Origin of the sequence: Micromonospora sp. NPDC048947 (assembly GCF_040649495.1) — a bacterium.
GTDB lineage: Bacteria > Actinomycetota > Actinomycetes > Mycobacteriales > Micromonosporaceae > Micromonospora > Micromonospora alfalfae.
In genome coordinates this window covers 230,167-252,603 of record NZ_JBEZFO010000004.1, presented here as the reverse complement: position 1 = coordinate 252,603, position 22,437 = coordinate 230,167, and the positions used below count along the sequence as shown (strand labels likewise).

Sequence of the window (22,437 nt, the reverse complement as noted above, 5' to 3'; positions counted from 1 at the left end):
GAGCGCGACCAGGTGCCCGGGTCTGCCACGCGCCTCGGGAAATGCCGCTGCCGTCCTCGGCTCAGCGACGCAATTGACGCCGCGACGTTATGCCCAGCTTGGCGAAGATCTTACTCAGGTGCCACTCGACGGTTCGTGGACTGATAAACAGGCGGGTTCCGATCTCCGCATTCGAGAGCCCTTCCCGGGCCAGCTTGACGATGTGGGTCTCCTGTGGTGTCAGCGGGCCGCAGTCGTTGCTCGGCCGTTGACGGACGTTCATTCCAAGGCGATGAGCGGCTGAGGCGGCAAACGCCTCCATGCCCATCGCGGTGAACATGTCGTAGGCCGTCCGAAGCTGCTCGCGGCCATCGTCGCGTCGACCCAGCTCCCACAACCACTCGCCGTAGTAGAAGTGGGCGCGTGCCGTCAGCGGTCGAATCTTCGTACGGTTGAGCCGCTCGATCGCCTCGACGTACAGGTCCTCCGCCCCCGCACCGTTGGTCAGGACGGCGCGGCAGCACGCCTCCATACCGAGCGCCCAGTCGGTACCGCACGCCTGCGTCGAGATCGACAGCCGGTCCAACGCGTCGGTCCCGAATTCGGGCTGTCCGCTGCGGGCGGCGGCGATGATCAGCTCGACGAGCGGCGCACCGGTCAAGACCCCGGGTTCCAGGCTCGACTGGATCGTCAGCTGAGCTGCGCCCAGCGCCTCATCGAACCGGCCCACGCCGTTGTAGAGCAGCGCCTGGGCCCATCCGACGATCGCCGGGGCGAGCCCCTCACCGCGGCGGCGGGCGTCGGCGGTGCTGACAGCAGCCAATTCGAGGGTCCGCGTCTCGTCACCGCGCCACGCGGCGAGGAGCAGAGCCATGTAGCTCGGCACTGGAATCCCGGTTCCGTCCGCCACATCGTCGAGTTCCATGATCAGTACGGATGCCTCGGACAGGTCGCCGGCGAAAAGGTGCATGAGGATGCGTGTCGTCAGCGCCAAGGGAAGGTCGGCCAACGCCCCGCTCTCGCGCGCCAGCCGGACGTAGCTGCCAGTGAGCGCGTCTGCCGCCTCGTCCTGGCAGAGGTCCGTAGCGATCGAGCTGGCGAACCACATCCACCGAAGGGCCTCCTCGTTCGCCAGACCCGGGTTCTGGAACGCCTTCAGTGCCTCCTTCATCTTCGGCACCGCAGCCGCGAAGCCCGCGGTGTAGCGCACCGCGAGACCGTCCAGGAGGAGGTCCGACGGTCGCGCTGGCGCTGTGGCAACCGGCGCAGCAGCGGCCGCCCGGGCAACATCTCGCAGGGTGCCGCTGCTTCCGGAGTCTGAGGCGTACCAGGCCGCGCGTAGGGCGTCGAGATAGGTGCTCCGGGCGAGACCGACGTCCAGCGGCTCGAGCCGCGAAGCCGCCCTGAGGAAGAGATCCGCCGTCTCGCGACCTCGGTCGACAGTGAAGGCGATGTCGGCCCGCAGAAGGTCCGCGCGTGCCCGGTCGAGCTCGGACGCATGGTCGGCCTCGGCCAAGGCGAGCAGGCGCTGCGCGACGTCCGGAGCACCGCCCAGATGTCGGGCCTGCGCTGCCGCCAACAGCCGCGAAGCCCGCCGTGGCGGATCCAGGGTCAGTTCCGCGGCTCGTTCCAGGAACACTCCGGCCGCCGCGAACCCGCCACGGGTCTGCGCCCGAGCCGCGGATGCCTGCAACTCGGTCGCTACGTCCTCGTCGGGTCCCGCGGCTGCCTGCGCCCGGTGCCAGGCTCGCCGGTCCGGATCCGTACTGGGCTCCATCGTGTCGGCGAGCGCGGCATGGGCTTGACGCCTCTCCGTTTCGCTGGCGGCTCGGTAGACCGCCGAGCGCAGCAGGGGGTGTCGAAACCGCACCCCGAAGCCGAGATCCACGAAATCCGCAGCGCACCGGGAGGCAGCGAGATGACTCTCCACGGGTACGCCCACACGAGTGAGAGCGCCCCATACCAGCACGGGATCCCCGAGGGGTTCGGCCGCCGCGACCAGGAGCAATGCTCGGGCGTCCGGAGGGAGCGCGGCGATCTGCCGCCGAAAGCTCTCCTCGATGCGGCGAGGCAGAGCACTGTTGCTGAGGATTCCGAAGCCGCCGCTCAACTCGGCAGCGGTGAAGCCACGGGGCAGTTCGGTGAGCGCCAAGGGATTTCCGTGGCATTCGGCGATGATGCGGTCGAGCACCCTCTCGTCGACCCGCCCGAGAGACGTGGAGGCGAGCAACGCCCGCGAATCGTCGTCGGACAGGCCGGTGACGGTCAGGACCGGCAAGCCCTTCAGCTCCGGCATGTCGTCAGTGTCGAGGTCGCCGCGCACCGCGAAGATCATGATCAGCGACTCGGTTCTCAGCCGCCTGGCAACGAAGCCGAGGACCTGGGCCGAAGCCTGGTCCAGCCACTGGGCGTCGTCAACGATGCACACGACCGGCTGTTCGTCGGCGAAGCCGGCAAGAAGGCCCAGTACGCCCAGGCCAACCATGAAAAGGTCCGGTGCCTCGCCAGCGCTCAGACCGAACGCGGTGCTCAGCGCGCGGCCCTGCTGAGCAGGGAGCCGCCCGAGGCGATCCAGGACGGGCGCGCAGATCTGATGCAGGCCGGCAAACGCGAGTTCGCTTTCGGCCTCCACGCCGACGGCCTGGACGACCCGGCAATCCCCGGCCTGGGCCAGGGCGTAATCCAGGAGCGCGGTCTTGCCGATCCCCGCCTCACCCCGAAGGACGAGGGCTCCGCTGACTCCGACACGCCCACCGGCGAGGAGCTGGTCGAGCGCCTCGCGTTCGACGCTCCTGTCCAACAGCACGTTGCGCCGTCTTCGCCTGCTCATGGCCGCATCGTGGCCGTTTTGGGGAAACATCGTCATAAACCCTAGTCGGGGACGTAGCCGCTGAGCAGGCGCGGTGGCCAACCCCACCGACAATCCCCATTTCGATGACCTGGGGGGTCATCTGCCAACAATCCGATCGGCGCCGGAAGTGCAACAGAGCCGTCAGAGGTACCTGTTCGTCCACGTCGACTCTGATTGGTAAGGCAACGGGAACAGGTCAGCGTGGCGGCGAAGGCTGCTCCAGGGGGCGTCCGTGAGCGCGGATCGTGTCCGAGACGGCGACGCCGAGCAGGACGGCGACAGCTGCCAGCGCGACGACGAGGGGCGGCCGGCCGACCATCACCGGTGCCATGGCCACGAGGACGAAGATCCCGATCGGCCGTGGCCGGGACACCCGGGCGAAGGCCACGTACTCGAACAGTGAGCGCCCGGCGAGGAAGAGCGCGGGACCGCCGAGGATGGCCCCGACCCAGGCGGGCTTGGCGTCTCCGGTGGGATCTATGAGGGTGAGTTCGGAGCCGGCTGAGGCAGCGAGGATGCCCGCCACCATGAGCAGGTGGGCGAGCTCGGCCAACCGGCCGACCCGGCCGGGGTCGGCGGATGCCGCGATGGCCTCGCCCAGGATCTGACCGGCTCGGTAGAAGTAGATCCGCCACAGCAACACCGTGATGAGGAACGACACGGTGAGGGCCATTGTCCGTTCGGGCACGATCGGGCCGCGTAGAAGGCTCGATCCGGAGGTCAGGATCGTCTCCCCAAGCGCGACGATGACGAGCTGCCAGTATCGTTCGGCCAGGTGCTCGCCCGCGCCGGACCACGGGGACACCCGTGAGCGACCAAGCCCCGGGACCGGCCAGCCGATTCTGGCCCCGAGGTAGTCGATCGCCAAAGCCAGCGTCCACAGCGAATTGCGCGTCGCCTCCGGCGCGAAAGCTCCGGTGAGCCACGGCACGGCCGACGTGCCGAACCAGACGAGCGCCAGCGTGTTGACGCGGCGAAGGTTGTGACCCCGCACAATGAGCGCGAAGAAGAGAGTGCGGCCCACCTGGATCGCGACGTAGGTGCTCGCGAAGAGCAGGCCGGTATCGGCGAGAGCCCCCGAAATCGCGACCGCCAGGAGCAGGCTCCCGTACATCGTCGCGAGGACGACGAACTGGATTGCCGGCTGGAACGGATCGAATCTGCTCGTCACCCATGCCGTCTGGGTCCAGATCCACCAGACCGCCAGGAACAGCAGCAGCGTCTCGCCGTTCTCCGCGAGGGACGTGGTCAGCCTCTCCGCGACGTGGCCCCTGGTGTAGTCCAGCACCAACTCGTGCACGATCCGGGTGAGGGCGAAGACGAACACGAGGTCGAAGAACAGTTCCAAAAAGGTCGGCCGCTGCGGACTCTCACGTCTGCGCAGCAGACTGGCCACTCTATTCGTCGTCATCCGTCCGCCCGCTTCGTCGGCTTGTTTCTGAAGCAGTCGTACCACGTCACCGCGCCGCTCACGGATGAGATGCCCACTCAACGACCAAGAGGCTCCAACTCGGAAAATCGCTTCATCTATGCGGATAGCGGCGTGGTGGGGGCCGTGCCGGTTCGATTCCCCGGGTCGTCGGGCAGCGGCTGGCCGCCGACCGTATCGACCCGGGGAGTCGTCTCGCCGAGAGATGCTGACTGGTCAGGCGCAGAGAGCCTCATTCAGGAGCGCGTCGACCGCGGCGAAGACGTCGGCGTACTCACCGCGGAAGTTGGGCGTCAGCGCGACGGTCACCTGGTGGCGCCCGTCCTCAGTAGAAAACGACCAGGATTGGTAGGTCAGGGTGCCGCCGTCGTTGCCGTACACCCGGATTCCGCACGTGGTGTCTCGCCACGACAGTCCGAGCCCGTAACTACCGCCCTTGACAGCGGGTGTCTTCATCTCGGCGAGGAGGCGACGCGGCAGAAGACGCCCGCCCAGCAGCGCGGCGAAGAATCGGTTCAGATCAGTGGTTGTGGAGATCATCTCGCCAGCTGCGCCGAACACCGACGGATTCATCCGGGTGTAGTCGAGAAGCTCCATTTCGCCGTCCTGCTGTGTCGGCACGTAGCCGTGTGGATGCGGTCCGCGGATCTGCGGCGACGTCCCTGGCACTGCGGTGTCGCGCAACCGCAACGGCTGGATGATCCGGTGTTCGACCTCATCGCGGTATGGCCGGCCGGTCACCTTCTCGATGATCTGGCCGAGCAGAAGATAGTTGGTGTTCGAGTACGCGTAGGCCGCACCCGGCTGGTCAGACGTCGGCGGGTTGGACACCGCCCGCCCAATGAGTTCGGCCAGGGTCCAGGTCCGCCATCGGTTGCTCAGGAACTCAGGCTCGGGCGGCATCGGCAGTGTCTGGACGTAGTCGAACAACCCGCTGCTGTGGTTGAGCAGATGGCGCACGGTAATGCGGTGACCGTCGGGGACGACTCCGGGCAGCCGCGATTCGACAGTGTCGTCAAGCCGCAGCCGACCCTCACCGACAAGCTGCAGGACGACGGTGCCGATGAACGTCTTCGTGATGCTGCCCACCCGCACTCGACCGTCAACCGGGACCGCCCTCGTGGTACCCAGTTCGGCCACACCGCTGGCGCCCTGCCAGATGCCGTGCTGGTCACGCACCTCCGCCAGCGCGCCCACAGTGCCAGCGGCTACGACGTCGTTCAGCCGACGGTGCAGTTCGACGCGATCCCTCTCCGCTGGCACGGCAGTGGCAGCGGCCGGGACGGCAATCACCGCCAGCACTGTCGTCGCGATCGTCATGGACCGGAGCACACGCTTCATTCGGCCTCCTTGAGCAATTCCGCCCGTCGGTGTTTACCGAAGATCACGCTAGGCAGACGACCGCCCGGGCGGGACCCGGCTGACAGCCGTCTTTTACTGGGGGGTTTCCCCCACTCCGGCCCTCGCGCAGCAGGCCCGGCGTGCTGCGCGCGGTCGTGGTGACCGGGGATGGTCACCGCCTGGTCGGGCTGCTCGGTCTGGGTCTGGGCGCGACCACCCGGGCCTGGCAGGTGGGATTCGTGAGCAGAATGAGGGCCGGGCAGGGTAGGACAATGGCGGCATGGACCCTCCGGTGACGCCACCGACAGCGGACGCATCGTCCGAACGCCAGGGTCGGGGCAGGAGGACGTTGGCGGTGGCCCGCGCGGCGGTCGGAGCGCCGTTCACCCGACGACAGCTTCGCGAGCTGTCATTCTGCCTGGCCGGGCTGCCGTTCACGCTCATCAATCCACTGGTGCTCTTCGTTCTCACCGTGGACATCATCTGGTTCGTGGTCGACGGCGGGCGGGGTAACCCGTCGGCGGGCGAGATGGCCGTCGCCTGTGCCTGCCAGGGACTGCTGCTCATGCTGCTCGTGTCGACAACGGCGGCCCGGAGGCTCGGCTCACTGCAGCGCCTGCTTGCGACCCGGCTGCTCGGGACGCGAGTCGGGGAGCCGCCGCCGGTGCGGCGGCGCCCCGGCGGTCGGGCCTGGTCCGGGCCGGGCCTCGGGGACGTGGCAGGCTGGCGGGTCATGGCCTATCAGCTGGCCAAGCTGCCGGTCGGCCTGGTCGAGCTGTACGCCGTGTTCTTCTGGGTCGGCGGGCTGGTCAACCTGAGTTACCCGCTCTTGTGGGGGGCGTTCCGTAACCATCCGCCGGGAGTCCAGCTGAGTCCGGTGCCGGTGTTCACGCCGTTCGGGTTGTTCGGCGACGGCACGTTCCGCGTCGCGACGTTCCCCGGCACGTTCGCCGCCGCCGCGGCGGGAGCGGCGATGCTGCTGGTCGCCCCGTGGGTTACCAGGGCCGTTACGTCCGTCGACGCCTGGCTGATCCGAGGCTTGCTCGGGCCTGGGCGGCTGGCGCAGCGGGTCCACGACCTGGAGCTGACCCGGGCGCTGGCCGTGGACGACTCCGCCGCGATGCTGCGGCGGCTCGAGCGGGACCTGCACGACGGCGCGCAGATCAGGCTGGCCACCTTGGCCATGAACCTCGGTATGGCCCGGGAGAAGCTCGGCGACGGCGGCGAGGTTCCCGACGCCGCGGCTGCCCGCGAACTGGTCGACGCCGCCATCCGGGGCGCCAAGGACGCGCTCGGCGAGCTGCGCGGCCTGGTCCGCGGGATCCACCCGCCAGTGCTCGACAACGGGCTGGCGGACGCCCTCGCGTCGTTGGCCGCCGACAGCGCGATTCCTGTCGAGCTGCAGGTCGACCTCCCGGTCCGGCCCGCTCCTGCGATCGAGACCATCGCGTATTTCTGCGCTGCCGAACTGCTGGCCAACGCGGCGAAACACAGCCTCGCCAACGCGATCGACGTCCGGGGCGTCGAACATCGGGACGTGCTGCTGCTCAGCGTGACCGACGACGGCACGGGTGGTGTCGAGTCGGGCCGGGGCAGTGGCCTGCGCGGGCTGACGTCTCGGGTCGCCGTGGTGGATGGCCGGCTCACCATCACGAGCCCACCTGGCGGCCCAACGAGGATCACCGTCGAGCTACCGTTCCGCGCATGAATGCGCGGGTCGTCATCGCCGAGGATGCGGCTTTGTTCCGGGCGGGGCTCACTCGGCTGATCGAGGACCGCGGCCACCAGGTGTGCGCTGCCGTGGGCGACGGCGACGCGCTGCTGGCCGCCGTGGCCGAGCATCAGCCCGACGTGGTGGTGGTCGACATCCGGATGCCACCAACGCACACCGACGAGGGAGTTCGCGCCGCGCTCGAGATCCGCCACCAGCATCCCCGCACCGGTGTGCTGATGCTGTCGCAGTACATCGAGACCAAGTACACCTCCCGGCTGTTGGAGGGCAATGCGGCAGGCGCCGGCTACCTGCTGAAGGAACGGGTGGCCGACGTCGCCGAGTTCGCCGACGCGCTGGAGCGGGTCGCCACGGGCGGCACGGCGCTGGACCCTGAGATCGTCGGCCGACTGCTGCGGGCCAGCCGCCGCGCCGACGGCGTAGCGACACTTACCGCACGCGAACGCCGCGTGCTCGCGCTCATGGCGGAGGGGCGGTCGAACGCAGGCATCGCCGGCACGCTCCTGGTGAGCGACGGAACCGTGGAGAAACACGTCACCAGCATCTTTGGCAAGCTGGGCCTCCCCGCCGGCGAGGCCGACAACCGTCGCGTCCTCGCGGTCCTGCGCTACCTGAATTGACCAGGCACTCCGGGGAAATCACCGGCCCGGTACGCGAACGGAGCGCAACAGGGTCGATCTCAGCGCGCACCCTGGGGTGATTGCGGTGTCCGCGAGGCGACGCGACCCGGTGCCTCACGACCGATGAGGCGTGGCGCAACGCTCAGGCTCACGCAGGTCCAGCTGTGCTGTGGACGTGCTAGCCGGCAATGGCCTCGCGCTGGATCTGCTCGAACTGGGCGGCCATCGCGGCGGCCAGGGCCTGCGCGGCGGACAGCGGGCGAATCATGACGGTGAGCTCATCGATCAGGCCGCTCTCGTCCAGGTGAAGGAAGTCGCAACCTTCGACGGCGACATCGCCTATCCGCGCCTCGAATACCAGCGCGTGATCGCGATCGCCGTCACCGCTCAGCTCGCTGACGTACCGGAAGTCCTCGAACACCCGCAGCACGCCGCGCAGGATCGCCGCGGTGATTGCCTTGCCCGGATACGGCTTGAACGCCACCGGGCTGCGGAAGACCACATCGTCGGCCAGGGCCGCCGCCATGGCGTCCGCATCGCGTGCCTCAACCGCCGCGCGAAAGTCGATCATTGTGTCAGCGTACGGGGTTTTCCTGGCCGCCGGTCGATCGGCGCTTGGCCGTCCTGTGGGTCGTTCCGAACGGGATGGGAGGCTGAACGCGTGGCTTCCCGATTGACGTGCACGTGGACAGGTCTCGGCTGCCCGACGGCTTGGTACGCACCGTGGACGCGTCGGTGTATCTGAAGTCCGGCGAGAGCGCCGTGGAGGGTCACGGAACCGAGCTCCCAGTGCGGCAGACCGGCGGCATCCTCGCCCAGGTGGAGATTGTCGCCGGGTTTCGAGACTCGTACGTCACTGGCGCCCGCCAGTCCCTGAGCCGACGCGACGCCCGCCGGTGACGCCCGGATGAGCCTGGTGTCGGCGTTCGTACCGATCTGGTTCCTTACCGCGGTCGGCTACGCGGCCTGTCGTTGGGGCCTGCTGGGCGAGGCGGTGGCGTCGGTGCTCGGCCGGTTCGTCTTCCATCTTGCGATGCCGTCCGCCCTGTTCCTGACGCTGTCCCGAATGCCGCTCTCCGGGTTCGCCGGCCGCTCGCTGCTCGCCTTTGGAGTGAGCACCGCCGCGGTCGTCGGGTTCGGGTGGGTCGCCGCGAGCCGGCTGTTCGGTCGCGGGCCCGGCGAACGGCCGATCTGGGGCATGGCCGCCGGGTACGTGAACTCGGCGAACCTCGGCATCCCGATCGCAACGCAGGTTCTCGGCAACGTGTCGTTCCTGGCGGAGGTGGTGCTGCTGCAGGTGCTGGTGGTGACGCCCGTGATCCTGGTCGCCCTGGACCGGCACAGCGACCCGGCCGGGCGGGTACGGGTCCGCCGTATCGCCTCTCTGCCGGTCCGCAACCCTGTGATCCTGGCGTCGCTGCTCGGTGTCGCGTGCTCGGCTGCCGGCCTGCAGTTGCCGTCGGCGACCGCCGCGTCGCTCACCCTGCTGTCGGGCGCCGCGGTTCCGACCGCCCTGGTCGCGCTCGGCGCGTCGCTGCACCCCACCGCGCCGTCACGGGCAGAGCCGGCAGAGCGGCCCAGGCTGGCCGAGCTGGCCGTGATCAGCGCGCTGAAGCTCGTCGCACAGCCGGTCATCGCGTACGCGGCCGGGATGGCCCTGCACCTGTCCGCGCCGCAGTTGCTCGCCGTGGTGGTGTGCGCGGGCCTGCCGACAGCGCAGAACACGTTCATCTACGGCCAGGAGTACGGCGTCGGCGAGACGGTGGCCAACCGGGCGGTGCTGGTGACCACGACGCTGTCGCTGGCCACAGTGGCCGCGGCGGCGGCGCTGCTCGGGTAGGTCCGTTAGCTGTAACGCACCCCGAGCGACGTCAGTGCGAGCTGGCCGATGTGCGGCTTGAGGTCGGGTACCGCCGGGGTGCCCAGACGACCAGTATTGCTAGGACGTCATACGTGTGATGTGATCCTGGTCCTGAGTTTCGCGTGCGTTTCCACCGCATGACGGTCCAACGCCGCTGCACCCCTGCCCGTCGTCCATCTCGGATGGAAGGAACCACGATGGCTCCAGCTTTCAACCGCATTTCGCGAAGATCTACACCGTCTCCCAAGATTGTGAAGATCGTGACCGGCGTGATTGCGACAACGGTCGCGACTACCGCAGCAGTCGTCGTGGCGCAGCCGGCGTACGCAGCGACAGCTATCTACGCGGCGCCAGCGGGCTCCGGAACGGCCTGCTCGGCGTCGGCACCGTGCAGCATCGGGCAAGCGCAGGCCCAGGTTCGATCGGCGCCGGCCGGCGACGTCACGGTGCAGCTCGCCGCGGGGACGTACCGGATCTCCAGCCCACTCCAGTTCCGCGCAGAGGATGGCGGTCGCGGCGGGACGGTCCTGTGGACCGCAGCCCCCGGCGCCAACCCGCTGATCACCGGCGCGCTCGACGTCTCCGGATGGTCGCTGCATGACGCCGCGTCGAACATCTACGTCGCGAACGTCCCGGTGGGTCTCGAAACGCGGCAGCTGTACGTGAACGGCGTCAACGCATCCCGCGCGGCAATAAAGCTCAACAACTCCGACATCACGCTGACGGCGACCGGAATGAGGGTCAACAACTCAGCCCTGAACTACCTGAGCACCCTGCCTCAGCAGAACCGCATCGAGTTCGAGAGCATCGCCGCATTCACGAATCGCTATGCCCAGGTCGCCAGCATCAGCGGAAACGTGATCACGATGGCCCAGCCGGGATGGAACAACAACACCTGGGGCTACGACACCGTGCAGAGTTCCCTGATCGGAGGGCCAACCTACTTCCTCGGGAATTCTCTGCGCTTCCTGACCACAGTCGGGCAGTGGTACATCGATCCCGCTGCGGGGAGGCTGTACTACAAGCCTGCGCCGGGGGTCCATCCCGACCAGCTTGACATCGAGCTGCCCCGCCTGCAGAGCCTGCTGAGCATCGGCGGCACCTACAGCAACCCGGTCTCGAACCTCGCGTTCCGGGGTATCAAGTTCTCGGGGACGTCCTGGCTGGGGCCCTCCTCAGTAGAAGGTTACGCCAACCAGCAGAACGGCACCTTCCTCAAGGGTACGTACAGCTATCGGCCGAGCGACGCCTTCACCAGCTGCGCACGCGGCTGCACGATGTTCGAGCGGGCAAGGAACACGTGGCTCCAGGAGCCCGCCGCCGTTCAGGTGTCGGCGGCCAACCACATCGCCTTCACCGACAACACCTTCGCCAACCTCGGTCAGTCGGCGCTCGGTATCGGTCAAGACGCGAACGCGATGGTGTCGGGGGTCGGCCTGGGCGCGAGCGACATCGACGTGATCGGTAACAAGTTCACGGAGGTCTCCGGTCACGGAATCGCCGTCGGCGGAATCCAACCCGACGCTCACCACCCCAGCGATCAGCGCATGGTCAACAAGAACGTCCGCATCGAGGACAACACCGTCAATCGGGTGGCCGTCGATTACAAGGACAACTCGGGCATCTTGAGTACCTACGTCACCAACGCGCGCATCGTCCGTAACGAGGTCGCGAACGTTGCCTACGACGCGATCGACACCGGGTATGGGTGGGGCAGCCATGACCCCGGTGGCTCGAACGAGTATGCCAACCGCGGTTACTACAACTACAGCACGCGTTACACGACTCCAACGACGTTGCGCGACAACTACGTAGCGAACAACCTGGTGCACAACACGAAGGCCAGGTTCCACGACGGCGGCTCGGTGTACAACCTGTCCGCCAGTCCCGGCACGGTCCTTGAGGAGAACTACCTGTACAACGTGTCCGGCGTCGGGCTCTACCTCGACGAGGGCACGCGTTACACAAACTATCGGAACAACGTCCTCCAGGGCTCCAGCCCATGGGTGTTCACAAACTCCTACGGGACGGCGCACAACACAAGCGACAACATGATTACCGGTAACTGGTACAACTCCGGTGGTGCCCAGATTCCGGACGCGGCCATGCACAACAATCAGGTCACCGGCAACATTCAGGTCTCCGGCACGGCGTGGCCGACCGGCGCGCAGGCCGTGATCTGTGAGGCGGGCGTCGCGGCGCAGCGGCGAACGGAACTCAACGGGAACCTGTTCGCGCCCAATGGCACCTGCGGTCAGACCGGCTCGCCCGTTGCTGCCCCCTATCTCACTACTGCGACATCCGCGGCCAGTTCGTTCTTCGCCCAGTCAGGTTCGCGTTTCGCCCTCTCTGCCGCCGGCGCTGATGTCTGGAGCGGCGCGGGCGACGAGTTCGGGGCGATCTATCAGGACAACTCCGTCACCTCGGGCACGAGCGTGAGCGCCAAGGTCGACTCGCTGAACGATTCCCATGCCTACGCCAAGACCGGCGTGATGATCCGCAACGACATGACGAGGCCGGGATCCTCCAACGGCTATGCGCTGGTCGCGGTCACGAGGACGAACGGGGTCCTCTTCGAGTGGGATTCCAACGGCGATGGGTACGTCGACAGCGAATCCAAAGCGAGCGTCGACACGTACCGCCCGGTCTGGGTCAAGCTCACCCGAAGTGGGAACCAGGCCACTGCCTACTACTCCTACGACGGTGCCAACTACATCCAGATCGGTTCATCCGTGACGCTGACCGGTGCCAGCGCCACGCAGGACGGCGGCACTTTCACCACGTCGCACGACCGCACGCAGCGGGCCATCAACGTCGTCAGCGACCTGCGCATCTCCGGATCGCAGAATGTGCCGACCGTCCAGATCGTCGGCGGTCCGTCGGGTCGATGTGTCGACGCGCCTGGTACGAGCACGACCAACGGCGGGCAGGTACGACTGTGGGACTGCAACGGGGGCGGCAACCAGCGCTGGACCTACACCTCGGGCAAGCAGTTGATGGTCTACGGCAACAAGTGCCTGGACGCCAGTGGCGGAGGTACCAGCAACGGCGTGAAGGCAATCATCTGGGACTGCAATGGCCAGGCCAACCAGCAGTGGAACCTGAACTCCAACGGCACCATCACCGGGGTGCAGTCGGGGCTGTGCCTGGACGCTAGTGCCTCCGGCACCGTCAACGGCACTCTCATCCACCTGTGGACCTGCCATGGTGGCAGCAACCAGCAGTGGAGTCAGCGGAGCTAGTGCCTCGCGCGGGAAGCTCGCCCACAAAATTGTGCGAGTGACTTGAGGATCTCCTCGGCGGTCCTGGTCCAGATGAACGGTCGTGGGTCGCTGTTCCAGTCAGCGATCCACGACCGGATGTCGGCTGCGAGGGACTGCACGGACTTGTGGGTACCGCGGCGGATCTTCTGGTCGGTGAAGATCCGAACCCGGAGACCCGAGCGGACACCCCGTGCCCGGGTGGGCGGGCCTCCAGATGGGCGGGTTCCTGGCCCTCGGCTGGCCGGGCAAGCCCCGCGCGGCGCACCCCGGAACAACCGGTGGCAATCCCTCCGGACAAGCATCCCGATGCATGGGCGGGCGTCGACGCGGCTACCGCCAGCGCGTCGGCCCACTCATCGATGTCCCGAAGCAGGGGTAGGGATTCGACGCGCAGGCCCCACTGGCGCAGGGCCGTCCCGGTCAGTGCGGTGGACATCGACGCCGCCGTCAGCACGGCGGCGGGGGGCGCTCGTCCGTCGAAGGCCTACGCCGGCTCGCGTACGCCGCCGGCGTTGCCTCCATCGTCCGGCATTGGTTCGGCTGGGGCTTCTGGCAGTTCGTCCGGCGTGTCGGGCAGGAGGATGCTCGCGTCGTCGGGCACCGGTTCACGTGGGTCGATGGGCGGATACTGTTCGGGGTCGAGATCCGGTCCAGTCATCAGGCGAGTATCCGTCGTCTTCGGGTCTGCCGCTCGTCGGGCCCGCGTCACCCGGTCGCTGGCCGGGCGGCGAGCATGACCGACCGCGCGACGTCTGGTGGTCCACACCATCCGACGTTGGTCATCATGGTTGCCCATGTTCGTGGACCAGCGGCAGTTCCCCTTCCTGGCCGACATTCGGGCTCAGTGGGTTGCCATTCGCGACGGCCGGTCTCGTGGTAGCAACCTCGTCGCCTGGCCGCCTCAACGATGTCCGGGTCGCCGGTGTGCGGCGGCGGGAGGGGGCCAGGGTAAGGCTGCGGCGGTGCCGCCACGCAGCACGGCAGGGCGCTCCCTCCCAGCCGGCACACCAGTCAGGACGGTTCATAGGCCAGATTGGGTCGCAGCCATCGTTCGACGTCGGCGACGCTGGTGGCGCGGCGGGCGGCGTAGTCTTCGATCTGGTCCTTGCCGATGCGGCCCACAGTGAAGTATTTCGCCGCCGGGTTGGCGAAGATCAGCCCACTGACGCTGGCTGCCGGCGTCATCGCGAAGGACTCCGTCAGGCTGATGCCGAGCTCGTCGGCCTTCAGCAGGTCGAACAGTTCCCGCTTCTCGCTGTGGTCTGGGCTGGCGGGATAGCCGAGCGCCGGTCGGATGCCCCGGAAGCGTTCGGCGTGCAGGTCGGCGAGGTCCGGCATGGCGTCTGGTTCGAACCAGTCGCGGCGGGCCTTCAGGTGGATGTACTCGGCGAAGGCTTCGGCGAGCCTGTCGGCCAGCGCCTTGACCATGATCGCGCGGTAGTCGTCGTGCTGGGCCTCGTAGTACGCGGCCAGTGAGTCGGCGCCGTGGATGGTCACGGCGAAGCCGCCCAGGTGGTCGCCGTCGGGGGCCACGTAGTCGGCCAGGCAGCGGTTGTCGCGGCCGGCCGGTTTGACCGTCTGCTGGCGTAGCATCGGCAGGCGCACCCCGTTGCCGAGGACGATGTCGTCGCCCTCGGAGCGCGCGGGCCAGAAGCCGTAGACGCCTCGGGCCTGGAAGGAGTCGTCCTTCGTGATCTTGTCCAACAGTGTGTTGGCGTCGTCGTAGAGCTCGCGGGCGACCGGCTGCTCCAGGATCGCCGGGAACTTGCCCTTGAGTTCCCAGGCCAGAAAGAGGAACTGCCAGTCGATCATCTCGCGCAGCTCGGGAAGGGTGGGCTGGACCGTCCGCCGGCCGGTGAAGTCCGGGGTCGGCAAGTCAGTGAAGTCGACCTCCTCGCGGTTGGCGCGAGACTCAGTCAGGGTGAGCATCGGCTGGGAGCGCCGGTTGGCATGCGCCTCGCGCAACTGCTCCTGCTCGACGCGGTTGGCGCGGTCCAGTTCGCGGGCCCGGCCATCGTCGAGCAGGTCGGACACCACGCCGACGACCCGGGACGCGTCGAGCACGTGCACTGTTGTGCCGTCGTACGCGGGGGCGATGCGCACGGCGGTGTGTTGACGCGATGTCGTGGCCCCGCCGATCAGCAGGGGCATCTTGAGGCCGCGACGCTGCATCTCGGCGCCGACTGTGACCATCTCGTCGAGCGATGGCGTGATCAGGCCGGACAGGCCGATGGCGTCAGCTCCCTCGGCGACGGCCGTGTCCAGAATCCGGCCGGCCGGAACCATCACGCCCAGGTCGATGACCTCGTAGCTGTTGCAGCCCAGGACCACGCCGACGATGTTCTTGCCGATGTCGTGCACATCGCCCTTCACGGTCGCCAGCACGACCTTGCCCTGCCCGCGGCCCGGGTCGATCCGGCCCTCGAGGCGGGCCTGCTCCTTCTCGGCTTCCATGAACGGTTCGAGGTAGGCCACTGAGCGCTTCATCACCCGGGCGCTCTTGACGACCTGCGGCAGGAACATCTTGCCGGCGCCGAACAGGTCGCCGACGATCTTCATTCCGTTCATCAGCGGACCCTCGATGACATCGAGGGGTCGGGCGAGGCCCTGTCGAGCCTCCTCCGTGTCCTGTTCGATGAAGTCGACGATGCCGTGGACCAGCGCGTACGACAGCCGCTCGTGCACCGGCGCCTCGCGCCAGGACAGGTCGACCGCACGCTTCGTGCCGGAACCGGTAACGGTCGACGCGAAGGCGACCAGGCGGTCGGTGGCGTCCGGGCGCCGGTCGAAGATCACGTCCTCGACGAGTTCGACGAGGTCGGCGGGGATATCGGCGTACACGGCGAGCTGGCCGGCGTTGACGATGCCCATGTCCAACCCGGCGCGGACAGCGTGCAACAGGAACGCCGAATGCATGGCCTCGCGAACCACGTCGTTGCCGCGGAAGGAGAATGACAGGTTGGAGATGCCTCCGCTGGTGCGGGCACCCGGGCAGCGCGCCTTGATCAGCGGGAGGGCGTCGATGAAGGCCTTCGCGTATCCGTTGTGCTCGGCGATCCCGGTGGCGACCGCGAGGACGTTCGGGTCGAAGATGATGTCCTCCGGCGCGAACCCGACCTGCTCGACGAGCAGATCGTAGGCCCGGCCGCAGATGGACACCTTGCGTTCGGTGGTGTCGGCCTGGCCCTGTTCGTCGAAGGCCATCACCACCACGCCGGCGCCGTAGTCGTGAATCCGGCGGGCCTGAGCCAGGAAGGCCTCAGTGCCCTCCTTGAGGCTGATGGAGTTGACCACGCCCTTGCCCTGCACGCACTTGAGGCCGGCCTCGAGGACAGTCCACTTCGAACTATCGACCATCACTGGGATCCGGGCGACCTCAGGCTCGGTGGCGATGAGGTTGAGGAAGGTCGTCATGGCGCGCTCGCTGTCGAGCAGGTCCGCGTCCATGTTGACGTCGAGCAGGTTGGCGCCGCCGCGGACCTGCTCCAGGGCCACGTCGACCGCGCCCTGATAGTTGTCCGACTCGATGAGCCGGCGGAACTTGGCCGAGCCGGTGACGTTGGTGCGCTCACCGATCATCACGAACCCGGTGTCGGGTCCGATCGCGAACGGCTCCAACCCACTGAACCGGGTGGTCTGCGGCAGGGCGGCGACCGTTCGTGGCGGTGTGCCGGCCACGGCGGCGACGATCCGGGCGATGTGCTCCGGTGAGGTGCCGCAGCAGCCGCCGGCGATGTTGAGCAAACCGGACGCGGCAAATTCGCCGAGCAGGCCGGCGGTCTCCTCCGGCGTCTGGTCGTAGCCGCCGAAAGCGTTCGGCAGACCGGCGTTGGGGTGACACGCCACGTAGGTGCCAGCGATCTTGGAAAGCTCCTCGACGTGCGGGCGCATCTCGGCCGCGCCCAGCGAGCAGTTCACGCCGACGACCAGCGGATCGGCCCGCTCTATCGAGCGCCAGAAAGCCTCCACGGTCTGCCCCGACAGGGTCCGGCCGCTCAGGTCGACGATGGTAACGGAGATCCACAGCGGCAGCTGCGGCGCGACCTCACGGGCTGCGGCGATTGCGGCCTTCGCGTTCAACGTGTCGAAGATCGTCTCGATCAGAAGCAGGTCGACACCACCCTCGGCCAGGGCCGAGATCTGCTCCGCGTACGCCGCGCGCACTGCGTCGAAGTCGACGGCACGATACGCCGGGTCCTCGACCCGCGGCGACAGCGACAGCGTCACGTTCAGCGGCCCGACCGAGCCAGCCACGAACCGGCCACCGAACTCGTCCGCCGCCTGCCGGGCCAGCCGCGCGCCCTGGACGTTCATCTCACGAACCAGTGACTGGAGCCCGTAGTCGGCCTGGCCGATGCTCGTCGCAGTGAACGTATTGGTGGTGGTGATGTCGGCGCCGGCGGCCAGATACTGCCGGTGTACGTCCAGGATGACGTCCGGCCGGGTGAGGTTGAGCAGGTCGGGATCACCGCTGACGTCCTGCGGATGGTCGACAATCAGGTCGCCCCGATAGTCCGCGGCGGTGAGCTGCGCGCCCTGCAACATCGTTCCCCAGGCGCCGTCCAGCACCAGAACACGCTGGGACATCAGCTGCCGCAGCGACGATGCGGTGTCTTTCTGGCTCAATAACGCGCTCAAGCGGTCGCCTCCGAAGCTCGGAGGCGCCCTTGTCGAAGAGATGAGGGCCGAGCGTGGCGGGCTCCGCCCGTCGCAGCGCCTCTCGACCCGACAGGAAGATGCTACCCGACCCGTCCGCCTGGAGGTCCCCGTACGGCGTCGGCGTCTGGCCGCCGCGGTCACGCGGCAAGCCCGATCGTGACGAGCCCGCGCCCATCACTGGCGATGCAGCGCCGGGGCCTCCCATGTTCGTCGGGACCGTTATCGTGTGCGGTGGCACAAACGTTGCGAGGTGCCCTGCGCGAGTGGGGAGAATCGGGAAGCCGGTGTGAGTCCGGCACGGGCCCGCCGCGGTGACCGGGGAGCTGCCACCCACGCGTACCAGACGCAGCCACTGACCCTGCGGGGTTGGGAAGGCGGGTGACCAGCATAGATCCGGGAGTCCGAAGACCGGCCTCGCGTCATCGCCCCCGTCAGGGGCACGAGCGCAGCGGGAGCCTGCCTTGGACACCGGCCTCTACGAGACCATCCACCGCCGCCGGGACGTACGTGCCCAGTTCACCGGGGCGCCGATCCCCGACGAGACGTTGAACCGGGTCCTCACGGCGGCGCACGCCGCGCCGAGCGTCGGCCTCTCCCAGCCCTGGGACTTCATCCTGGTCCGCGATCCCGAGCTGCGGCAGGAGTTCCACCGGCACGTGCAGCGGGAACGGGACACCTTCGCGGCCACTCTCGAGGGTGCTGCGGCGGAACGCTTCAACCGGATCAAGATCGATGGCGTACGGGAGTCGACGATGTCAGTCGTCGTCACGTACGACCCCGAGCGGGGCGGGCCGGCCGTGCTCGGCCGTCACGCGATCGCCGACGCCGGCCTCTACTCGGTCTGTCTGGCGATCCAGAACCTGTGGCTGGCCGCAACCGCCGAGCAACTCGGGGTCGGCTGGGTCTCGTTCTACCGGGAGCCGTTCCTACGCGACCTGCTCGGCATCCCGGCCACCGTCCGCCCGGTGGCATGGCTCTGCCTCGGCCCGGTCACCCATTTGGAGCAGACGCCGGACCTGGAGCGGCACGGCTGGCGCCAGCGAAGCCCGGTGTCATCGGTGATCCACCACGATCGTTGGACGACGGAGTGACCAAGTGGTTGTGGCGGCGCTCCCGCGCCAGGCAACCGGCGTGCATGTTCGAGGCGGACCCCCGCCACCAGTCAACCCGTGAGCCATAACCAGGGGCACGGCACCATCTCGCCACGCGGCACCGGCAGCGGTCGATCGGGGAGCACGCCCCCGATCGCCGCGCCTTGTCAGCGGCGGCAGAAGAGTGCAATTGATCGCGCATATCCGGAAGGTGGTGACATCCGTCGGGGCCCTGGTCGGGCTGTGGCACGGTGGTTTGCTGAGCGACAACAGCGCGCTTCGGACTCCCTCTTCTCCGTTCGCTCGGTTCAGGCATATCGCGGTGCGTCACGTTGGCGCTCATAGTCGGCGACCGTCGGGACGGCGGGCAGGACGAGCAGCAGGACCAGGTACGGCACTGCCAGTAGTCCACCGGTGAGCACGGTCAACAGCAGCACGACGGTTCGTACCCAGTCGACGCGGAACCCGCCGTACGCCGCGATGCCGAGGCAGAGGCGGCCAAACCATTTGCCTTCGTCGATCCGGCACCAGAACCGGCCACGCGACCTCCCCTCGGGTGAAGGCGGCGAGGGGCGTGCGGGGCTCACCGGCCCGAGCTCAGCCAGGATCGCTGCCATCCGGGCACCGGTCACCGGTCACCGGTCACCGGTCACCGGTCACCGGTCACCGGTCACCGAAGCGTCGCCCAAGCCTATGAAAGCGCTCAACCGGTCGCCGATCGCGCACTCGAGATCTCGGACGATCTCGTCAGCGTCCGGGTCGGAGCGCAGCGCGCGCCGCGCATCATCGAGGTACCGCCGCAGGGCTTCGCGTGCTTCGCTGGTGGCCGGGAAGGCCGCGACATGACCGGTGAGGCGAATGGATATCGGCTCAGTCATGGGTCATCGTCCAATCGAGTCAATGACGCGGGTCAGCTCGTTCCAGTACTCGCGGAACGCGGCAAGCTGGCCTCTGCCGGCATCCGTCAAGGAGAAGTACTTCCGGGGCGGTCCTGACGGCGACTCACGCCACTCGTGGTGCACAAGCCCGTCTCGCCGGAGTTTGCTCAGCAGCGGGTACAGCGTGCCTTCCTGCGCGGGGAAGCCTGCCTCCTGCAGCGCGGCGAGGATCTCCGCCGCGTACCGCTGCTGGGACTCGACCGCAGCTAGTACGAGTGGTTCGAGCAGGCCGCGCCGCAAGGCTACGAGCTTTGGATCGGTCTGCATGATGCTACCTTTCCAGAGCAAGGTACCTGTTGCAAGGTGGAGCACCTGCGGGCTCCGGTCCGCGCTGCGCGGGTGAGCCCTGGCCCGGATCGGCAGGGGCTCTTCGGCATGAGGCGACGCCGCCCTACCGCCTCCGCCGGTCGTGGCAGCATGGCTTCGGTGACTGCTGCTATCGACTGGCACGACTGGCACCTGCCCTACGACGACGACACATCGCCGTTGTCGCGCAGGCTTCGGCTCGTTCAGAAGCACATCAGCGACTGGCTTGACCAGCGGCCGGACTCCTCGCTCCGGATCGTCAGCGTGTGCGCGGGACAAGGGCATGACCTCATTGGCGCCCTTGCGTCGCGGTCGGACGCCGACCGGGTTTGCGCAGAGCTGATCGAGTACGACCCTCGCAACGTGGCCGCCGCCCGGATGGGCATCGCCGCCGCTGGTCTCAACGGGATCACCGCCACCCAAGCCGATGCTGGCGACTTCGCCGCGTACCGCAGGGCCGCCCCTGCCGATTTGGTCGTTCTCGCCGGGGTGCTGGGCAATATCAGCGACGGCGACGTGCGAGCAACGATCAACGCCTTGCCGCGGCTGTGCGCAGCCGACGCAACCGTGATCTGGACCAGGACACGCCGCGGTCCCGACCTCACCCCGGCGATACGCGGCTGGTTCGCCGACGCCGGCTTCGCCGAGGAGGCATTCCACGCACCACCTGACGTGCTGTTCTCTGTCGGCGCTCATCGGTTTCACGAACAACCTCAGCAGGCGCCACCCACCGGCAGAATCTTCACCTTCACCGCGTGAGTGGCCGATCGTGATGGCTTCTGTCGCCGCGAGGTGATCACGGTGCCCTGCCCGGCGTGCCCGACCTGTTCCCACGGGCACGGCCTCAGTGTCCGCCCTCACGGACGCCACGCTCATCAGCGGCAGATCCGGACGCGTCGGATCGGTACGGGCCGTGCGGGCCACCGGTAGGTTTGCCCGCATGTCACCGATCCCGACGCCGCTGCTACCCGAAACCCGGCGCGCGCTCGTCCACCGGCTGGCCACTGGTCAGGTAGCGGGTCGGGCGCCTTCGGTCGTCGCTGCCGTGGTGCGTGATGGCCGTCCTGTGTGGGTGGACGGGTGGGGAACTGTGGACGGCAGGGTGCCGGATGGCAACCTCCAATACCGGATCGGCTCGATCACCAAGACGTTCCTGGCGGTGCTGGTGCTGCGCCTGCGCGACGAGGGACGACTCGCGCTCACCGATCCACTGGCCGAGCACCTGCCGGGCACGGCGGCGGGCCAGGCCACGGTCGGTGCGCTGCTGGCGCACACCGCTGGGCTGATCGCTGAGGCGCCCGGCCCGTGGTGGGAGCGAACCCCGGGCACGCTACGGCCCGACTTGGCCGACGTGCTGGGCAGCGATCCGCAGGTGCATCCCGCCGGACAGCGCCACCACTATTCCAACCCCGGCTATGCGCTGCTCGGCGCGCTGGTGCAGCGGGTTCGGGGGCAGGCCTGGGGCGAGGTGCTGCGGCGCGAGGTGCTGGAGCCGCTCGCGATGACCCGCACGACCCTGCTGCCCGTCGCGCCACACGCCACGGGCTGGGCGGTGCACCCCTGGGCCGATGTGCTTCTGGCGGAGCCGGCCGTGGACACCGGTCTGATGGCGCCTGCCGGGCAGCTGTGGTCGACCGCGACGGACCTGGCCAGGTTCTCCGCGTTCCTCATCGACGGCGACGACCGGGTGTTGCATCCGGACACCGTCGCGCAGATGCGCACCCCGGCGAGCCCGCCGGAAGCGACGGACTGGGACAGGAGCTATGGGCTGGGCATGCAGCTGCTGCGCCGCGACGGCCGGCTGTTGGCCGGGCACACCGGCTCGATGCCGGGCTTTGTCGCGACCGTTTGGGTCGACCCCGATGACGCTCTGGGCGCGGTCGTCATGGGTAACGTGACCGCCGGCCTGTCCGCCGGTGCTCTCGCCGCTGATCTGCTGCAGACGGTCGCCGAGCGGGAGCCGCGGATCCCTGCGCCGTGGCGACCGCTGCCCTCAGTTGACCCACAGCTACTGGATCTCGCCGGCCCGTGGTACTGGGGGCCGGCCCCCTATGTGCTGCGCCCGCAGGCTGATGGCTTCGTGGAGTTGGCCCCGCTGTCCGGCGGGCGCGGCACCCGGCTGCGCCCCACCGACGACGGCGACTGGGAGGGGATCAACGGCTACTTCGCCGGCGAGCGGCTGCGGGTGCGACACGACGCGACTGGCGCCGTCAGCCACCTCGATCTTGGCACTTTCATCTTCACCCGGCAGCCCTACGACCCCGCGGCGCCAGTGCCCGGCGGTACCGACCCGGCCGGTTGGCGGACCGGCTGACCTCACGAACGCACGGGACTTCCAGTCGATCCGCCCGCTCGCCGAAAGGGACC

17 protein-coding genes and 2 riboswitches are annotated in these 22,437 nt (G+C 68.3%); of the genes, 8 read left to right on the top strand and 9 right to left on the bottom strand.

Annotated elements, in window-relative coordinates:
- Positions 1-61: 61 nt before the first annotated feature.
- From AB0B98_RS08460 to AB0B98_RS08450, 3 genes are all read right to left on the bottom strand, one after another.
- Entirely contained in the window at positions 62-2,845 is a 2,784-nt protein-coding gene (locus AB0B98_RS08460; RefSeq protein ID WP_357361557.1) for a LuxR C-terminal-related transcriptional regulator, read from the bottom strand.
- Positions 2,846-3,026: 181 nt separating this feature from the next.
- Positions 3,027-4,322 (bottom strand): low temperature requirement protein A, encoded by a 1,296-nt coding sequence (locus AB0B98_RS08455; protein ID WP_357361556.1) that lies wholly within the window; start codon positions 4,320-4,322, stop codon positions 3,027-3,029.
- A gap of 153 nt (positions 4,323-4,475) precedes the next feature.
- Positions 4,476-5,600: a serine hydrolase domain-containing protein gene (locus AB0B98_RS08450; protein ID WP_357361555.1), complete on the bottom strand. Its 1,125-nt coding sequence runs from the start codon at positions 5,598-5,600 to the stop codon at positions 4,476-4,478.
- A gap of 280 nt (positions 5,601-5,880) precedes the next feature.
- On the opposite strand from AB0B98_RS08450, the gene AB0B98_RS08445 reads away from it, so the two are divergent.
- Positions 5,881-7,308, top strand: a complete 1,428-nt coding sequence (locus AB0B98_RS08445; RefSeq protein WP_357361554.1) for a sensor domain-containing protein — start codon at positions 5,881-5,883, stop codon at positions 7,306-7,308.
- Positions 7,305-7,952, top strand: coding sequence for a response regulator transcription factor (locus tag AB0B98_RS08440; RefSeq protein WP_357361553.1), 648 nt, complete (start codon positions 7,305-7,307; stop codon positions 7,950-7,952). The genes AB0B98_RS08445 and AB0B98_RS08440 overlap by 4 nt, the downstream gene beginning before the upstream one ends.
- Before the next feature lie 178 nt (positions 7,953-8,130).
- Here the strand turns inward: AB0B98_RS08440 and AB0B98_RS08435 are convergent, their stop codons facing one another.
- Positions 8,131-8,523: a nuclear transport factor 2 family protein gene (locus AB0B98_RS08435; RefSeq protein ID WP_238668116.1), complete on the bottom strand. Its 393-nt coding sequence runs from the start codon at positions 8,521-8,523 to the stop codon at positions 8,131-8,133.
- A 113-nt stretch (positions 8,524-8,636) separates the two neighbouring features.
- Between AB0B98_RS08435 and AB0B98_RS08430 the strand changes: the two genes are divergently transcribed.
- From AB0B98_RS08430 to AB0B98_RS08420, 3 genes are all read left to right on the top strand, one after another.
- Complete coding sequence (locus AB0B98_RS08430) at positions 8,637-8,852, top strand: hypothetical protein (protein ID WP_357361552.1); 216 nt, start codon at positions 8,637-8,639, stop codon at positions 8,850-8,852.
- Between the two features lie 7 nt (positions 8,853-8,859).
- Positions 8,860-9,792, top strand: a complete 933-nt coding sequence (locus tag AB0B98_RS08425; RefSeq protein WP_357361551.1) for an AEC family transporter — start codon at positions 8,860-8,862, stop codon at positions 9,790-9,792.
- A 218-nt stretch (positions 9,793-10,010) separates the two neighbouring features.
- Positions 10,011-13,055, top strand: a complete 3,045-nt coding sequence (locus tag AB0B98_RS08420; RefSeq protein ID WP_357361550.1) for a ricin-type beta-trefoil lectin domain protein — start codon at positions 10,011-10,013, stop codon at positions 13,053-13,055.
- 505 nt (positions 13,056-13,560) lie between these two features.
- On the opposite strand, the gene AB0B98_RS08415 is transcribed toward AB0B98_RS08420, so the two are convergent.
- Positions 13,561-13,734 (bottom strand): hypothetical protein, encoded by a 174-nt coding sequence (locus AB0B98_RS08415; protein WP_357361549.1) that lies wholly within the window; start codon positions 13,732-13,734, stop codon positions 13,561-13,563.
- Positions 13,735-14,087: 353 nt separating this feature from the next.
- On the bottom strand, positions 14,088-17,702 hold the full coding sequence (gene metH / locus AB0B98_RS08410; protein WP_357361681.1) for a methionine synthase: 3,615 nt from the start codon (positions 17,700-17,702) through the stop codon (positions 14,088-14,090).
- A gap of 26 nt (positions 17,703-17,728) precedes the next feature.
- Positions 17,729-17,804: riboswitch (S-adenosyl-L-homocysteine riboswitch) on the bottom strand.
- A gap of 162 nt (positions 17,805-17,966) precedes the next feature.
- A riboswitch (cobalamin riboswitch) is annotated at positions 17,967-18,167 on the top strand.
- A gap of 29 nt (positions 18,168-18,196) precedes the next feature.
- On the opposite strand from metH, the gene bluB reads away from it, so the two are divergent.
- Entirely contained in the window at positions 18,197-18,826 is a 630-nt protein-coding gene (gene bluB / locus AB0B98_RS08405; RefSeq protein WP_357361548.1) for a 5,6-dimethylbenzimidazole synthase, read from the top strand.
- A gap of 308 nt (positions 18,827-19,134) precedes the next feature.
- On the opposite strand, the gene AB0B98_RS08400 is transcribed toward bluB, so the two are convergent.
- From AB0B98_RS08400 to AB0B98_RS08390, 3 genes are read right to left on the bottom strand one after another with little or no spacing between them, the layout of a single operon-like run.
- Positions 19,135-19,443: a PspC domain-containing protein gene (locus AB0B98_RS08400; protein ID WP_357361547.1), complete on the bottom strand. Its 309-nt coding sequence runs from the start codon at positions 19,441-19,443 to the stop codon at positions 19,135-19,137.
- A 39-nt stretch (positions 19,444-19,482) separates the two neighbouring features.
- A complete protein-coding gene (locus AB0B98_RS08395) occupies positions 19,483-19,704 on the bottom strand; it encodes a hypothetical protein (protein WP_357361546.1) in 222 nt (73 codons plus the stop codon).
- A gap of 3 nt (positions 19,705-19,707) precedes the next feature.
- Entirely contained in the window at positions 19,708-20,031 is a 324-nt protein-coding gene (locus AB0B98_RS08390) for a PadR family transcriptional regulator (protein WP_238668122.1), read from the bottom strand.
- Between the two features lie 159 nt (positions 20,032-20,190).
- Here AB0B98_RS08390 and AB0B98_RS08385 point away from each other — a divergent pair, with 159 nt between their 5' ends.
- On the top strand, positions 20,191-20,829 hold the full coding sequence (locus tag AB0B98_RS08385) for a class I SAM-dependent methyltransferase family protein (RefSeq protein ID WP_357361545.1): 639 nt from the start codon (positions 20,191-20,193) through the stop codon (positions 20,827-20,829).
- A 181-nt stretch (positions 20,830-21,010) separates the two neighbouring features.
- On the top strand, positions 21,011-22,384 hold the full coding sequence (locus AB0B98_RS08380; RefSeq protein ID WP_357361544.1) for a serine hydrolase domain-containing protein: 1,374 nt from the start codon (positions 21,011-21,013) through the stop codon (positions 22,382-22,384).
- Positions 22,385-22,437: the final 53 nt, after the last annotated feature.